This is a genomic window from Paenibacillus sp. FSL E2-0177, assembly GCF_037992975.1.
Lineage (GTDB): Bacteria > Bacillota > Bacilli > Paenibacillales > Paenibacillaceae > Paenibacillus_AQ > Paenibacillus_AQ odorifer.
Genome location: NZ_CP150307.1, coordinates 3,824,198 through 3,840,269, shown reverse-complemented (window position 1 = coordinate 3,840,269; position 16,072 = coordinate 3,824,198). Strand labels below are relative to the sequence as shown.

Genomic DNA, 16,072 nt, shown 5'->3' with positions numbered 1-16,072 from the left:
TTCGTTTCGAGCTAATGTAAATAGTAGCCGTTATTTTAAAATATGCGACAAGAATTGCATTTAAGGAAACAATATTGTATGATTTTGGTGTGTTAAAAATTGGAAAATTTAATCGTCATTGTGTGGACAGTACGTAAACTACTTCAGCAGTTAATTATGGCGTAACCAAAGTTTCTTATACTCATTAACTAAGGAGAAGCAGCCTTGCGTAAGAAGAAATATGTTAGCATTGCCTCAATTACATTGGTTGTGATTATGGTCGTTCTATTCTTCAGTATGAAAAATGTTCTTTTCGACGGCTCTTCTAACAAATCAGAGGAACAGGCCGCCACAACAACCAGTGAGATGATTAACGAGACAGAGAAACCAGCCGCTACAATAACGAATAAGGTAACCAATGAAAAGAAGAGCGTAACCGCGATGGAGGCACTGCGCCTTGGGTACTCAGAGGCGAAGAAGCTGACGGAAGAAGAGCCATTACTTATTAACATAACAAGCACGGATGACACTTCTGTTTCCCAGGAACGAACCGATGGTTCGGATGGAACAAGAGATGCTTGGAATCTCGAATTTGGCAGCAAGAAAGGGAATGTTTTTATTTATATCAAGATCGATAATGGAATGGCCATTAAGACTGATGTGAAAAGGCACGATAAGAATTTACTTGTAAAAGGACAGTATGCGATATCTGATATTCAAATCGATTCTTCCGATGCAGTTAAACAAGCTGTTGAGAGACTGGGGATGAAACCAGGAAATCCTGCTATAGCTGATGACTGGATCAAGGGGTATCATTTTACTATCAGCGGGTATAATACTGATCCTAACTCCTCCAAAACACGTCTGCTGCTAAGAGTTATGGGCATCTCGCCGAATTCTCCTAATCGTGAGAATGACAGTTTGAGAATGAGCGCTTTCTTTGATGTCAAAACAGGCGAATTGATGAGCGCTACCGAGATGACAGGCTTCGACAAGGATGGGAATACCATGTGGAAGGATATTGAGCTTAAATACTGATGACGGCATAAATAAATGAAGAAGGAAGATATTTTCATAAAAATACAACATATTACCAAATAAAGAGTTATTATTGATGGAACTTACCGTGCGTTACTGCTCATGAGCAGACGCATGGTAAGTTTGTTTTTGTGTAAAGGCGTTATTAACTGTCTACTTGGTAAAGGCTATACGCATCACTCAAGTTTATTGAAACTGGAAATATCCATTCTTCCAGGTGATGTATATGCTGTGTATATTCTTTAGTCCCCTGAACGGCGGTTAGGGTAATTGGAACCTAGCGGATCAAAGAAAGAGCATTCTGCAAAGGATGGTCCAAAAACTTACCGTTACAAACAGCGCGGTGAACTGTATCACAAGTTGTGGTAAAGTAGATTGTTGGGTTGAGCTAAGAGCAGCAATGTTAAAAATTGCAGATTGTTGTTAAGTTACGGGAGTCGACACACATTGAATGCTACGTTTGGATTGAAAGGCTGAAAGATTGATGAATAAAGGGATGCAGCGATTCGCAAAGCAAATAATTTAGTGCGATCCTAATAAAAGATGAGGTATATGTGATGCCAAAAAACGATAATATGCTGGCAATCCTATGGATGCTGAATTCGGGTGTTAAAATGACCGCAAAACAAATATCCGAAAAGTTAGAAATAAATATAAGGACAGTCTATCGGTATATTGATGCGCTAAGTGCCAGTGGAGTGCCTATAATATCCGACACTGGTCATAATGGCGGGTATAGCTTACTGAATAATTTTATCAGAGCACCTCTGCTATTTGATATTGAAGAAAAAAAAGCACTTCTTCATGCTGCTGTTTTTGCAGAAGAAGCCGGATACCCTTTGAGTGAGGCTTTAGGTAATGCGACATCCAAATTGAAAATGTATTCGAATCAGGAACAGGAAAGTGTTCTCAGCCGTCATTTAGCCGGATTTGAAGTTATAAACCGTAGGGGAGACCCTTCTATTCAGCCAGTATTGGCGGAATTGGAGCAAGCTGTAGCAAACGAATTCTCTGTAGAAATTGATTATCACACACGCCGTGATGATCAACCCAAGACTAGGGTGATAGATCCCTATGGAATGGTGTACTGGAACAATAAATGGTATATTGTTGCATTTTGCCACCTGAGAAATGAGATCCGCAGCTTTCGGGTAGAACGGATTTTACAAATCAAGCGGACTCAAAACATATTTAAACGTTCCGAAGCTTTTTTGGCTCGGGAATTTTTTTTGCGAAATCTATTACCTGATTTAGTCGGCAAGGACGGGTTAATTGCTTTAATTATCGAAGGTAGGTCAGAGGCGTTGGATGACTTATGCCTGCATTGGTTTTTGGGGCATCATCTGAAAGAGCGTACATCAAATCAAGCAATCTTTTTACTTGAGGAAAAATCAATTCATACCTATGTTCCTAATTTTCTCTTATCCTACGGGAAATCCATTCAAGTAATCGAACCACAGAGTTTGAAGGAAAAACTTGTTGGTGTTGTGTCGGAGTTAATGGAATATTATCAACTTTAAAAACTTCACTGACAGCGGATGTCAGTGAAGTCATTTTATAATGATGATAATCATTGATTACCGATGGTTGGTATCACTTGATGAATTGTAAAATAGGGAGAACTTGCAAATGAATAATACGGTATATCTTTATGTGTTTGACACAATGGCAGACTGGGAAATAGGTTACTTAACTGCCGAACTGAACTCGGGAAGATATTATAAAAAGGGGCTGGCCCCATCAAAAATAGTTACCGTGGGAATTGATAAGACTTCAGTAACTACAATGGGCGGATTAAAAATATTGCCTGACATCAAATTGGATGATTGCAGTATTGAAAGATCCGATCTATTGATTTTACCCGGTGGAGATACATGGACAGAAACCATTCACCACCCCCTCTTAAAAATCGCTGAAAGGTGTTTAAGGGAAGGTATATGGGTTGCAGCGATTTGTGGCGCTACAATGGGACTTGCCCAGACAGGATTGCTGAATTCACGTGGGCATACAAGCAATGATCTGGAATACCTTAAAATGATCTGTCCCACTTATACAGGAGAAAAGTATTACAAAATGGAGTCTGCTGTAACTGATGGAAAACTGATCACCGCATCTGGAATAGCTCCGTTGGAATTTTCTGCACACATCTTGAAAGCTTTGGATGTGTTTTCTCCAAAAACATTAGACGCCTGGTATAGCCTTTATAAGACTAGTGATTCTAAATATTACTATGAGTTGATGAATTCAATACAATAAAAGATATGGGAGTGTCAGGTAAATATACAAGAATGGAACACCCAACGACTTTACATCTATTACCCCATATATAACAGTGTGTTATATATGGGTAAGGACAAGATGCCGTATGAGTAACAATGCGATTTAAAATATTCGTTCCACAGAAATCCTAACGGAGTACGATAGTTAAGCATAAAGGGTTCCACATATTAGTCATGACTAATATGTGGAACCCTTTATTATATCTGACTTTCCTAAATCTAGATCTTGATAAATTTAAAAATAAAGTTGTAGACTGCACGCTGGCGTTAAGTTGTCTAAGAATACATTTGGATAAAGTGGGAGATATTACTGAAAACTTCTCCAGATGGGCGGTTATTATGAAAAAAATACTGATATCATTTTTGGCGATACTTATTTTTTCCACTGTTACAGTAGAGGCTGCGCCTGAATACGCAAAATGGGGCAAAATTGCAGTAGAGGAAACACAAAAACGATACAATGCAGTCATAATTGATTATAAGCACATTGGTCGTACTGAACTAACACCTAAAAAGTCTGAAGAGAAATTCAAACTATGGATTAGAAGCAAAGCAGGTAACGAGTTTGGAGTTTTTGTATCGATCCAATTTGACCCGCTAACTGATACAATCCAATCGATTCAGTTTTCTGAAACTAATCGTTAGATTTAATAAATCTCGCGATTACGCTAATGGGGCACGATAGCACAATGACAACAGACTGCCGAGATCATAGGCAGCCTGTTCAGCTAACGGGCAGAATACCGTGATGTAGGTTTGTACTTTAAATGAGAAGAGTAATAGAGGTGGATTAAAGATAGGACTTTATTTCCCAGTCCAAGACTGCCGCTGGTTTTATAAGGAGCCATTCTAATTTTGAGAATTTCCATCGTATGACTAGTTTATCCTCTAATTGAACGCCCTTAATCCCAAGGATGAAATCCCTCCAAAATGCTGTGAAATAACAGCTTTTTATGAACAAGAACTAACCATAGCGTTCCAAAAAGGACTAAATTTACTAATTTATTCTACAATTTCAACATATGAAAAATTCACAATAGAAAACTCAAAACCTATTCCTCTCCCTAGCTACTATCCACTAATTCTACAAATTCTACGCCCATACAAACAAAAACCATGAAAAAGGATACCTATCACCAACCCTTATGTTTAAACAAGCTTTTTTTCTATTTTTATTGCTAATTCCATAGCTTGTAAGGCATAGTCTAACTCGATTATTGATGTAGAACCCTCCTCTAAGCACTGGAGAGCATGCGTAATACTCTTTTCAAAAGGATTAGCTTGTTCTAACAAAAGTTGCTGTTTACCTACAGAGGTATATTCAATTAATGATCCTTCAACCATGCCATTCATGTCGTCACTTTCTTGATAGACTAGCTTTCCTTGTTCAAAATAAGCCTCATACCCTACGGAAAAAGGATAACCAGTTGGCATTTGTGAGGATACAACGATCTCTGCGGAGACATTCGTTTTCTGAAAATGGGTACGCACTAAAGCTTGTTCACTTCGTCCACCATCGGTTCCCCACACAGAGTATTCTTCTAACGATCCAAGCAGCCACGTTACAAAATCAAGTTCGTGAATCATCAGATTTGTGGAGATAGAATGAAGTCCGAGATCCCCCCAGAGAGGAGACGTTTCTCTTTTTAAGGTGAAGGCTAAAAGCTTTCCATATTTCTCATTAGAAGTGGTTTCGTATAAATATTTGTACGCAGGATCAAATTTAATAAATTGGTTCACGAGAATTCGTCTGCCATACAATTTTTCTGCTTCCTTCATCGCAAGGGCATCTTCAATGGTAAAGCATACGGGGGTCTCACAGAATACATGTTTTCCATGCTTAAGCGCCTCAACGGCATACTGTCTATGTAAAGTCACGGGCAGACAGATATCGATCACATCAATCGTGGTATCAAGCATGATATCCTCTATAATTGTGGTAATCTCAACGCCTAACGCTTGTTTTAAATTTTGCAGCTTAGCTTCATTTCTACCATAAACAATAACTTTGTCTACATGCTTATTTTTCGTCAATAATTCTGCATGATAAGCTCCGAACCCTGTTCCTAATACGGCAATTTTCATATGTTTCAGCTCCCTTTATGTAATGAACTAATCATAACCTGTTATTGTTGACAACATCATGGCAAGAATTTTGAAGTATACTAGATAAAAAAGAAAAGCTCGGAGGTTCTCATGCGCTTACATCGTTTGATCGCTATTTTATTATTAGTGGAGTCGAGAGGGAAAATGAAGGCCAATGAACTAGCTCAAGCCTTGGAAACTTCTGTACGTTCTATCTATAGAGATGTAGATGTACTAGCTGAAGCTGGTATTCCTTTGTTGTCTATGTCGGGGCCCAATGGTGGTATCTCTTTAATGGAGGGATACACAGTTAACCTGAAGCAGTTACATGGTGAAGATGTAATCAATCTATATTTAACAGGTATGGGCATCTATTCTGGGGGACATTCTGAATCGGGTCTTAAGCTGAAAACGACGCTGTTGAAATTACAAAAAACATTGCCCGCATCCTACCAACCTGACATTCAGAAAGCGCAAAAACGCTTTTATTTCGATGACACACCTTGGTGGACAGAACGAATAGAAATTCCCTGTCTTGAATCTATTCGGACAGCCGTTTGGCGATCTCAGAAACTACAGATTGCGTACCAAAAGGTTAGCGGAGAAATATCATGCAGGAAATTACAGCCCTATGGTCTTGTGGTGAAAAAAGAGGAATGGTATCTTATAGCCTACTGTGAAGAAGCTAAGCACATCCGCACATTTAAATGTGAGCGAATTGCCTCTACGCAGCTTGTGGAAGAAGAGTACTCTATACCTATGGATTTTTCATTAGAAGAGCACTGGAAGCAGCAGGGACAGGTTTTTAAGCAAGCTTGTAAAGAGGAAGAGGTCTATCCTGTTGTGATTAGAGCCGATAAGAGAACAATGTCTTCTTTATCTCAGCTAGAGGTCATGGAAATGAGAGAAGAAGGGGATGCATTCATTTTAAAGGTGAATATGTTTGGTTATGAAAGTGCATGTGCTAATATCTGGAGCATAATAGGACATTCCGAAATCATGGAGCCATTAGAGCTAAGGCAATATGTGAAAGGCCAGTTGAGTTTTCTGCAGGGAATATATGATTAACCGTTTTTTCTATGTAAAAGAGACCGTAGCTATTGCATATTCTGCAAAGATACGGTCCCGGTTTTTTGATAAATGAATTAATTCATATATTCGGTTAACATAATGATTATTATGTTAACCATGATGAGAATGATCCAATAAACATAATATTGGATTGGATAAGTTATCCTTTTATTGCTCTAGTTTCAACACCAAGTGTTAATTTCTCTCTGGCAACAAGTCTTTTGTGCGCTACGAGAAGAAAAGGAAGACCAAAAGCTGTTGTTAAAGCCAATGGTACGAAGATCGCAAGGCCATTCTGAGCGCCATAATGGTCTAACAACACACCCCCGAAGATAGGTGCCATAACACTCCCTAAATTATTAAAGCCAATCGTACCAAAGTACGTCCCTTTCATTTCAGGTTTGGCAATCCGATCGATCAACATATCCATCATCGTAAAGAGTAAGACTTCCCCTATAGTGAACAGAACTACACTGATCATTAATAGAGCCACACCACCTGCAAGCCCCACTAAGAGAAGACTAAGTGCAACGCAGATATTCCCAAGGATTAAAGGGACAATCGGCGGGAATTTACTTGCCGTTCGTACAATGGGATACTGCACTACTAACACGGTTATAGCATTCAGTGACAACATATAGGAGAACAATTGCCCACCATTGGTGAAATGCGTATTCATCGCTAAATATTGAGCCATTGTTGAGCCGAAGTGACCGTATCCTAACACACAAAAGATGGTACCCAGAAGTACAGGTAGGAACACACGGTCTTTACCGGTGATTGTCAAAGCTTCGAGTAAACGTGGTGCTTGAGCTTGTGTACGGGCGGGCATGCTTGAACGATGTGCCTTAAATTGCATGAATAATACAATTCCATATGCAACATAAACGATTCCTGCGATTAGAAAAGGAAAAGTTGATTCCGCAGAGCCGAGCTGTAGCCCAATGATCGGACCAAATACTACACCAAGATTAATTGCTGCATATCTAAGATTAAAGACAAGCAGTTTGCTCTCGGGAGGTGTAATATCAGATAAAAGTGCCCGTGAAGTAGGCTCGAATACAGATCGACATAAGCCGTTCAAGGTGTTCACCAGGAAAAATACCCATAGATGTTGAGCCACTGAGAATCCGAAGAAGACGGCTGCCCAGCCAAATACCGAGATTAACATGACGATTTTGCGGCCAACAATATCAGAAATATAACCGCCATAAAAACTGGCCAATACGCCTGCCAGCGAGCTAACCGCGACCGTAATCCCTGTTTGTGTCGGGGAAGCTCCGAGAACTTGGGTTAGATAGATGGATAAGAACGGGATGCTCATCGAGGTTACCAGACGTCCGAACATGGTGCCGATGATAATTGTCCAGGCTAGTGGGTGAATGTGCCTTAGATGCTGATTCATAATGATTACGATCTCCTAGTCTTATTGCTCTAATATTGTTGCTGCATATTCCTTGTTGATTTATGTATAATTATAATGATAAAAGGGGGAAGGAAAAGTGTAAGGATTACATTGACCATTTCACCTTTAAAGGAGTGAACCATTTGGACCAGATAAGTAATCATTTTTTATGTTTAGCAGCAGGCGTTACTAGTTCGTTCAAACTGAATGAACCTGTTCCTGTGACGATAGATTTATTGGCTTCGATCCTGATTTGCACTCCACGTAATGTTAAATTCGTGCTGCGGAAACTGGAAGAGCAGGAATATATTCAATGGCAGCCGGGGAGAGGCAGGGGGCATATCTCTCAACTTACTTTTTTAAAAAGTATTGATGAGGTATTCGAGGATAGCTTTCAGGAGTTAGTCAGTAAAGGAAAGATAAAAGAAGCTATCGAATTGATGAGCAGCGATCAGGTGACCGGACCCTTAAAGGAACGATTGTTAACGATGTTAAATAAACAGATGGGTTTCCGTAGTGAAGCAGAGTCAACCTCAGGGCTGGACGTCCTGCGGATTACCCGTAACCGGCATATGGAAGTACTGGACCCTGCTTATGTATACACCGCTTTTGAATCCTATTTGCTGGGTCAGATCTATAGCACACTAGTTACTTATGATGCAACGACCGATACCTTTCTTCCTGGTTTGGCCCATATGTGGGAAGCTAATGAGGGCCATACAAGTTACATTTTTTACCTCCGTAAGGGGGTGCGCTTTCATCACGGAAGAATCATGACCTCGAGAGATGTAAAAGAGACGCTACAACGGCTTATCGACTTGAACAGCCCTGCGGTTAGCCTTTATAAGGATATCGAACGAGTAGAGGTTGAAGGAGATCATCGAATCCGGTTTGTGTTGTCACGTCCAAATCTCTTTTTTCTGCATCTGTTCAGTTGTATTCACATGTCCATTCTTCCTTACGATATAGACATCACTAGTGAAGTAAGCGGTACAGGTCCCTACCGTTTATTGGATCTGAATGAGGATGTTTTGGTGCTCGCAGCTTTTGATTTTTATTTCGGAATTCGGCCGCTTCTGGATCGTGTTGAGATTTGGTATTTGCCAAAAGAGGCTTCTAATGAACGCCAATACCAGCTGCCAGATCCTGAACATGGGGAACTTTTACCTGATATCATCAGCAATCACAGTATAGATTACCCAGCCTTAGGCTGCAGATATATTCTGTTTAATTTTCATAGAGAGGGAATTCATCAGCAGCTGTGGTTTCGCCAAGTGATCCGTATCCTTTACAGTCGAACGGCTTTAATAAAAGAATTGGGTGGCAATCGTATCACTCCAGCAGATAGCTTTTTGCCATGGGAGAGCAGTAAGAGAGAGCTTCTAGATCCAACTTTGGAACATGCCCGAGCGCTTTTAGCGGAAAATGGGTATCAGGGAGAAGTCATTACTTTAGCAACTAAGGATAAAAAAGAAGAACGAGAAGAAGCGTTATGGCTCCAAACACGCGCTGCCTCCGTAGGTTTGCAAATTGAGTTATATTTTTTCAATGAATTTAAGGCAGATCATATACAGACAACAGCCGAGATCCAGCTTGCTGAAGAGGTTTTAGAAGATGATTGGCAATGGGGAATGATTAACTACTTTAATAATAAATCTAATTATTTATTTTCTTTGCTTAGAGAGGACCAGATTTCATTGTTTTCGAAGGTATTAGGTCCTTTCACAGAATCTCCAAAGGATGAACGGGTGAAACTGCTGAATCAAGCAGAGGGGATTCTTCGAGACAATTACTGGGTGCTACATGGCTGTCATATGAATAAAAAAGCTCAGCTAAATCAAAGCCTGTTTGGTCTGCACACCGGTTCCTTCGGGTTTCTGGACATCTCTAAGTTATGGATTAAAACTAGGCTTTAAGGTTTTCTTTTGTTATACTTTCCAAGGAGGCTGTATCGATAGAATCGAATGGCGCTCTAGATGGATCAGATTTATGAATAGTAATTTATTTGTAGCCATGGAGGTGAACTCGTTGGATTTTGCTCAGATCCGTATGGACCGAGACAAAAGAACGGTCGATACTTGACTCTTTTTTTGCCATTCGGACCTGTTTAGCGGATAAGCTAAGCGGTCTTTTTATTTGTTAAAAAAAGGTGGAAAAAGGGGAGACTTACATGCGTTTTCTATTCGTGGGTGCAGGAGCTATTGGTGGTTATTTTGGAGGGCGTCTGGTTCAAAAAGGGGAAGATGTAACTTTTCTAGTCCGTTCTACTAAACAAAAGCAGTTAGAAGATGAAGGTCTGGCAATAAAAAGTGTGCATGGTGACTTTCAGACTCCCGTTCGGACGATTACATATGGGGAGAAGGCAGCGCCTTTTGACTGTATTATTATTGCAGTGAAGGCCTATCATTTGCCTCAGGTGATGATGGATCTTACCCCTTTCGTCGGTGAACATACTATGATTCTCCCGCTCCTTAATGGGTATAAGCATTTTGGTATTTTGCAGCAGCATTTTGGAGCAGAAAAGGTACTGGGTGGTCTTTGTTATATCGAAACAACGTTAGGTTCTAATGGAGCTATCATACAAAGTAGTTCTTTTCATAGTATTGTGTTTGGTGAATGGGCGGGTGGGGAGTCAGAACGAACGCAGAAACTTCTCAGTCATTTGGATAAAGCAGGATTCACTGTGATACTAAGTTCTGATATTCAGCGCGAAGTGTGGCAGAAATATATATTCGTAGCTAGTTTAAGCGGGATTACAACTTTAATGGATAGCTCGGTTGGACCCATTTTAGCCTCATCTACAGCGCGTACTATTTATGAGCAGCTTCTGAATGAGATCGTGAGTATAGCGCAAAGTGCAGGTATGCCTGTTGGAGCAGATATGGTATCGGTCACGATGCAAAAGATGGATTCGGTGCTACCCGAATTTACTTCCTCTATGCATAGGGATATGCTAAAACATCTGCCAGTGGAAGCTGAACATCTGCATGGTGCACTTTTGGCGATGGCTGTACCTGGTCAAGTTATGTATCCCATTCTCGAAACCGTATATGCCCGTTTGAAAATATATGAAAGCGTTAATGATATGAGATGATCTGTATAAAATTACTTTAAGGAGCTGGAAGATTATGAAGGAACTGAATCAAAAGATAATGACATTTCTAATGTTCGAAGGAAAGGCTGAAGAAGCTATGAATTTCTATACTTCTTTATTTGATCACTCCGAAATCATCAGTATTAAACGTTATGGAGCAAATGAAGCAGGCCCTGAAGGGACTGTCATGCAGGCTACTTTTTCATTACATGGACAAGTTTTTATGTGTATAGATAGCTATGTGAAGCATGGATTCACCTTTACTCCAGCAGTATCCTTGTATGTGAATTGTGAAAGTGAAGCCGAAATTGACCGCGTCTATGCAGCATTATCCCAGGGTGGACAGGTGCTTATGCCACTAGGCGAATATCCATTCAGTTCGAAATTTGGCTGGGTAGCGGATCAATTTGGTGTGTCATGGCAATTAAATCTTTCGGGAAATGTGTAATCGATTGATGTGTTGCACGGTCAGATAATATTCTGTATCACAAGGGGCCGAGTTCGTCTGTAAATGACGAGCTCGGCCCCTTAGTGTCAGGCAGCGGAAAGGTCTGAGGAATCTTCTGATTTTAAATTACGATTGCAGCCCACGTAAGACTAATGATGAAATTCTCTCGGCGACTTCTTGTTGATTTATAGTATTATTCCCTGTTACCCATTGATAGACACCTTCATGGATCATTTGTGCGATGATAGGTACATAAAAGCTTTTCCCGTGATCTGGGTAGATATCTCCTAAAGCGTTAGATAAGTGAACCTTCAGCTCATTTATAATCTTCTCTTTCAATTGAGGGACAACCATCCCTATATAACTGCTGCGGCATTGTATGTTAGGTTGCTGATAGAAATCGAATACCGATAATACGAGTTGAGTGATGCCTTCTTGATCGAATTTAATTTCACCTTCAGTATGTTTTACAATAGCAGCGGATGCCGAATCACCCATAATATAATCCAATAATTCATATTTATCATTAAAGTGTGCATAGAACGTGGCTCGATTAACTTTAGCTCCCTTTGTTATATCGATGATTGTTATTTTCTCAAAATCCTTCAGGGAAACTAACCGTAAAAAGGAGTCAATTAAAGACTGTTTAGTCTGTGTCAGCCGAATATTGTTTACTTTAGTAGCCATTACTTCACTCCTACCCAACAATTTAGCAATCTTGTTGCTATAGCAACAATTGCAGGTTGATTGTTGATTGATACATTAAATTAGTAGCTGTATATTAGCAATTAAAGCAACAGCTGTTACTTTAATATATCATAGAAAAGGAGTTCATCAAAAATGAGAAATATTGTTATCGTGGGTGCAGGGCCTGGGTTAGGATTGTCTCTAGCTAAAAAATTCGGAGTTAATGGATTTAGGGTGGCTGTCATTTCACGCAATCCCGAGAAATTATCAATGATCATTAGTGAACTTAAGAAACTTAATATTGAAGCACAATCTTTTGTAGCGGATGTGACAGATTTAGCAGCTCTAAAACAAGTCTTTCAAGCGATAATAAAAGAGTTTGGTTCAATCGATGTACTAGAGTTCAGTCCGTATGCAGGGTGGGATAAATTCACTCATGTGCTGGAAACTACACCTCAAAGTGTGTTGGAACAAATAAACAGTTACTTGCTGCCCGCCGTTCTTTCGGTTAATGAAGTATTACCCGATATGATCCATAGAGGATCAGGAGCCATTCTTTTTACCACTGGTATTTCTGCTATGTTCCCTTTGCCTTTTGTAGGAAATGGCGGCATTGTTATGTCTGGTATACGAAATTATGCTACTGCTTTACACAATGAGTTAATAGATAAAGGAGTATTTGTCGGCCATCTTTCCATAGGGACAATGATACAAGCAGGAACAGCTGGTGATCCTGATGTTATTGCAGAGACTTGGTATAGCTTATATGAAAAGCAAGATAACTTTGAGGAAGTATTCCCTCTAGGATTGGATCCGACCCATCTTCCAAATTAAAAAACTAAATCTTATTTGATTAGCAAGTCGCCTTAATGGCGGCTTTTTATCCTATTAGAAGACATATCTCTCATCAGAGTGAAGCAGGATTGAAGGTCAGATGTGAATGGATTTAATTACATTGCTGAACAACGGTTGTGCGTTCATTAGTAATCGTGACTTTGGAATGACCTGATAAATATTCGGTATAACCGCACACGGTTTGTTCTTTAGACTGTCCGTTAGAGTTGGTATATCGAAGATATATAGCACCTTCACCATTTAAACTCAATTTTGGTTTGAATTTTTTCTTTTGTCCTGCTTTTATTGGACTTGTATACAATTTCTTTGAATCCGCACCAATTAATCCTACTTCGAAAGAGTTAATATCAACATCAGATTGATTATCTACGATGACTGAGAAGCTTTTAAACGGACTCAGAAGATTTGATATCGTCCCTACACCAAGAGCAACTCCACAAGTAATCAGAAATATCGTAATCCCTATAAAAAATCGTTTTCTCATCCTTCAGTCCCCCTATATAAGTAAGACAGGGGTTACTTAAAAAATGTTACAACAAGGAGAAGTTAGTTATAAAAATTCATTACCAAATCAAGCGTGGACTTGCATGTTATTATAAATATATTCCATATTAATGATTTGAAAAGGGGTTTTGTATTGACTATTATCCGTCATTTTGAACAAGGTGACATGCCATTACTTGGTGAACTTTATAACTCAGTATCTTCAAAGGGAAATGTTGTTTTTTGGTGGGTTGGCACTGAGGAAAATTGGGAAAATGTATATTGCGCTTTCGAGGACGGTAAAATGGTGGCCAAAGGTCAAGTGAGCATCATCAATATTGTTCCGCCCGGCCGTTCCAAGGATAGCAGACATTCGATCTACCTGAACTTAAAAACAATACCAGAACGTGAAGGCGATTATGATTTATTAGAAAAAGTTTATCAGTCACTCTTATTAAGAGCACTCGAATTAAAAGAAACGTTATCAAAGGATTACAAAACTACTCTATGTATAGGGAACGATTCGGCAGAAGTCTTGAATGCTCAATTTTTCGAAAAAGTGAAGGGCTTCTCTCATTATAATAGCTTATTTAAGATGAAACACAATCTAAGTGATGGCTTGTCTGAACCCACTCTGGCTAAGAAACTTGAATTCGCAACCTGGAATATGGAGACGCCTGAAGAAGACGAGCATTATTTGGAATTAGAAGCTGAGATTTGGCCGGAAACTCCGCTAGGGAAAGAACGGTTAGCTGAATTTAAACAAAATCCGCTCTGGACATCACTTGTTGTTCGAGAAGGGGAGAAGGTTGCGGGTAGCTTAATGGTCTGGCAGGAAGAGAAGGGTGGCTACATCGAAAATGTATTTGTACTTGAGCCATGGAGAAGATCCGGAATTGCTAAGTACATGCTTTTTCAAGCATTAAGCTATTTTAGAACCCACGGACTGGAAGAGGCATGTCTGATGGTGCTTACGGAAAATGATTCTGCATTACGGCTATATGAATCTGTCGGATTCATTCTAACGAATGAGGAAAGACGCTATCGGATTGAACTATAAAAGTTTTTGAAAGTGAAGGATTACCAAGCAAAGTGCGATAGCTTTTTTGTCGAGCTTAGGTTCGAGGTTAAGGTCGCACTTTATTTGGTAACCCGTTCTGTGAATTATCTGCTAAATGCTTTCATACCTTTTGCTTCCCATCACATTTCTTACATACGTTAAGCTTTTCACCTGAAATGCCTTTCCCGAAGTACAACAGCTTAATACGTGTGCTGCCACAGATCGGACATGTTCCTCTGGCCCGGGATGGAATGCGCCAAAGTGCTTTGCCACGTTTGTTTTTAGACATGATTTGCCCCCACCTTTACTCTGGATACTCCATCTTATGACCAAGAGGAACTTAAAGTTCGAAGAGCGAAAAGAATAGAAAATCGGATGAAAAAGGGGCAAAAAATACCCTCAAAAAACAGCGTATAACTTAAATTATACGCTGTTTTGATTTTAAGACGTTTTTTTAGGGGGAATGGGGCACTTGGACGAGTAAAACAGGTGGATTTTAAAGGAATATTTTATAAATAACGGATGTCGATGTCTTTGAATCTTCCCGCTGACATTTTAGGCATTCTGAATTGCAGGGAACCTTGTTTATAAGTGCCTCTGCTCTGATCTGGAATGACGGGAACTGGCAACTGAATAATCTCGCTATGATCTTTTCCTAAACCTGTTAATTTAATTTGTGTGCGATTGATTTGTGCCCATATACTTTCGGGGTGAATTCCGTTCGGAATACGAATTTTGGTAATCAGGTGATTATGAGTGTCGATATGCTCAAAACTTAAACTTGTGGTTTCGTTCATAAATGAAGAGGAGGTCGCTGCAGTTGCTTCACGGATTACTTTTTCGACATACCCGTCAATTTGGTTAGGATCCAACTTCCACTGCTCTTCAAGAGCTTTCAAGGATAACTTTTTCTTAAAAAAGGGATCTTCATTCATCCAATCTAAAGGGTTCGTCTTATTGGGACTCATAGCTCTGCGCCTCCTACGGTTTTTTATCCATTGTATGGGCGTTTGACTTATTCAGTGACATCTGGGCGAATATCTACATAGAATAGCTTATCATTCCGAAAGGAGGAGTGGTTTGGTGGTTTCAATCATCGGCAATATTAAAATCAATAGCGTAGGCCCCAGCTCCACAGTCTTAGTAGGAAATACGGCATCCGTTATCCTGAGCAGCAACTCTAAAATTTATGCCGGTGCCAACTCCTTCTCCATAGGTGACTCCATAGGTACGAATATAACGAATAATGCGGCCAGCAGTACAAATACGATGGATTCAGATGTGGTGGATCAAGTATCACCTCCTTAAGGGTGGGGTTTAAATGAACATTACGGTATATCAATGCATATCGATCTATAATCTAAAAATCGGCACTATCTCTAATTCCTCGGTACTTCAGATTGGTACATCGGGACGAATCAATACTTTGTCTCATAATTATGAGACCTCTGGAGCTCCATCATCAGCTCCAACGACTCCAGTGGAAAAAATGGCTTCACCCCTTGTATCCTTACCGCCAGCGGCGGAACTATATGCACATCTGAATTAGGCTCTATGTCCCCGCATACAATAAACCATAGGAGGGGGT

General features: G+C 39.9%; 18 protein-coding genes. 12 read left to right on the top strand and 6 right to left on the bottom strand.

The window, feature by feature from the left end; all coding sequences use genetic code 11:
• Positions 1-204: 204 nt before the first annotated feature.
• The 4 genes from MHI25_RS17155 (at position 205) to MHI25_RS17140 (ending at position 3,941) form a co-directional block, all read left to right on the top strand.
• Entirely contained in the window at positions 205-1,017 is an 813-nt protein-coding gene (locus tag MHI25_RS17155) for a hypothetical protein (protein ID WP_076302586.1), read from the top strand.
• A 557-nt stretch (positions 1,018-1,574) separates the two neighbouring features.
• Complete coding sequence (locus MHI25_RS17150; RefSeq protein WP_076126739.1) at positions 1,575-2,537, top strand: YafY family protein; 963 nt, start codon at positions 1,575-1,577, stop codon at positions 2,535-2,537.
• Positions 2,538-2,646: 109 nt separating this feature from the next.
• Complete coding sequence (locus tag MHI25_RS17145) at positions 2,647-3,273, top strand: type 1 glutamine amidotransferase family protein (protein WP_340393751.1); 627 nt, start codon at positions 2,647-2,649, stop codon at positions 3,271-3,273.
• Positions 3,274-3,470: 197 nt separating this feature from the next.
• Positions 3,471-3,941, top strand: a complete 471-nt coding sequence (locus MHI25_RS17140) for a DUF3889 domain-containing protein (RefSeq protein WP_254848769.1) — start codon at positions 3,471-3,473, stop codon at positions 3,939-3,941.
• A gap of 504 nt (positions 3,942-4,445) precedes the next feature.
• Here the strand turns inward: MHI25_RS17140 and MHI25_RS17135 are convergent.
• On the bottom strand, positions 4,446-5,381 hold the full coding sequence (locus MHI25_RS17135; RefSeq protein ID WP_339168071.1) for a Gfo/Idh/MocA family oxidoreductase: 936 nt from the start codon (positions 5,379-5,381) through the stop codon (positions 4,446-4,448).
• A 111-nt stretch (positions 5,382-5,492) separates the two neighbouring features.
• On the opposite strand from MHI25_RS17135, the gene MHI25_RS17130 reads away from it, so the two are divergent.
• Positions 5,493-6,449 (top strand): WYL domain-containing protein, encoded by a 957-nt coding sequence (locus tag MHI25_RS17130; RefSeq protein WP_339168069.1) that lies wholly within the window; start codon positions 5,493-5,495, stop codon positions 6,447-6,449.
• Positions 6,450-6,612: 163 nt separating this feature from the next.
• Here MHI25_RS17130 and MHI25_RS17125 read toward each other — a convergent pair whose 3' ends face one another.
• Positions 6,613-7,857: an MFS transporter gene (locus tag MHI25_RS17125; RefSeq protein WP_076126732.1), complete on the bottom strand. Its 1,245-nt coding sequence runs from the start codon at positions 7,855-7,857 to the stop codon at positions 6,613-6,615.
• A gap of 143 nt (positions 7,858-8,000) precedes the next feature.
• On the opposite strand from MHI25_RS17125, the gene MHI25_RS17120 reads away from it, so the two are divergent.
• From MHI25_RS17120 to MHI25_RS17110, 3 genes are all read left to right on the top strand, one after another.
• Positions 8,001-9,773, top strand: coding sequence for an ABC transporter substrate-binding protein (locus MHI25_RS17120; RefSeq protein WP_340393745.1), 1,773 nt, complete (start codon positions 8,001-8,003; stop codon positions 9,771-9,773).
• Positions 9,774-10,027: 254 nt separating this feature from the next.
• Positions 10,028-10,951: a ketopantoate reductase family protein gene (locus MHI25_RS17115; RefSeq protein WP_076306022.1), complete on the top strand. Its 924-nt coding sequence runs from the start codon at positions 10,028-10,030 to the stop codon at positions 10,949-10,951.
• Positions 10,952-10,985: 34 nt separating this feature from the next.
• Positions 10,986-11,399 carry a VOC family protein gene (locus tag MHI25_RS17110; protein WP_076306021.1) on the top strand — a complete coding sequence of 138 codons (414 nt, stop codon included), beginning with the start codon at positions 10,986-10,988 and terminating at the stop codon, positions 11,397-11,399.
• A gap of 126 nt (positions 11,400-11,525) precedes the next feature.
• Here MHI25_RS17110 and MHI25_RS17105 read toward each other — a convergent pair whose 3' ends face one another.
• Positions 11,526-12,086 carry a TetR/AcrR family transcriptional regulator gene (locus tag MHI25_RS17105; protein ID WP_076306020.1) on the bottom strand — a complete coding sequence of 187 codons (561 nt, stop codon included), beginning with the start codon at positions 12,084-12,086 and terminating at the stop codon, positions 11,526-11,528.
• A gap of 153 nt (positions 12,087-12,239) precedes the next feature.
• Between MHI25_RS17105 and MHI25_RS17100 the strand changes: the two genes are divergently transcribed.
• The gene (locus MHI25_RS17100) at positions 12,240-12,920 is read left to right on the top strand and encodes an SDR family NAD(P)-dependent oxidoreductase (protein WP_076306019.1); all 681 of its coding nucleotides are present in this window, start codon (positions 12,240-12,242) and stop codon (positions 12,918-12,920) included.
• Between the two features lie 112 nt (positions 12,921-13,032).
• Here the strand turns inward: MHI25_RS17100 and MHI25_RS17095 are convergent, their stop codons facing one another.
• Positions 13,033-13,425, bottom strand: coding sequence for a hypothetical protein (locus MHI25_RS17095; protein WP_248548701.1), 393 nt, complete (start codon positions 13,423-13,425; stop codon positions 13,033-13,035).
• Between the two features lie 186 nt (positions 13,426-13,611).
• Here MHI25_RS17095 and MHI25_RS17090 point away from each other — a divergent pair, with 186 nt between their 5' ends.
• On the top strand, positions 13,612-14,484 hold the full coding sequence (locus tag MHI25_RS17090) for a GNAT family N-acetyltransferase (protein WP_340395689.1): 873 nt from the start codon (positions 13,612-13,614) through the stop codon (positions 14,482-14,484).
• Positions 14,485-14,605: 121 nt separating this feature from the next.
• Here MHI25_RS17090 and MHI25_RS17085 read toward each other — a convergent pair whose 3' ends face one another.
• Together MHI25_RS17085 and MHI25_RS17080 are read right to left on the bottom strand one after the other, a co-directional pair.
• Complete coding sequence (locus MHI25_RS17085; RefSeq protein WP_175618918.1) at positions 14,606-14,773, bottom strand: hypothetical protein; 168 nt, start codon at positions 14,771-14,773, stop codon at positions 14,606-14,608.
• 220 nt (positions 14,774-14,993) lie between these two features.
• Positions 14,994-15,452: an Hsp20/alpha crystallin family protein gene (locus tag MHI25_RS17080; protein WP_076126722.1), complete on the bottom strand. Its 459-nt coding sequence runs from the start codon at positions 15,450-15,452 to the stop codon at positions 14,994-14,996.
• A gap of 115 nt (positions 15,453-15,567) precedes the next feature.
• On the opposite strand from MHI25_RS17080, the gene MHI25_RS17075 reads away from it, so the two are divergent.
• On the top strand, positions 15,568-15,792 hold the full coding sequence (locus MHI25_RS17075; protein ID WP_036687577.1) for a spore germination protein: 225 nt from the start codon (positions 15,568-15,570) through the stop codon (positions 15,790-15,792).
• 13 nt (positions 15,793-15,805) lie between these two features.
• Positions 15,806-16,033, top strand: coding sequence for a spore germination protein GerPB (locus tag MHI25_RS17070; protein WP_076126721.1), 228 nt, complete (start codon positions 15,806-15,808; stop codon positions 16,031-16,033).
• Positions 16,034-16,072 lie beyond the last annotated feature (39 nt).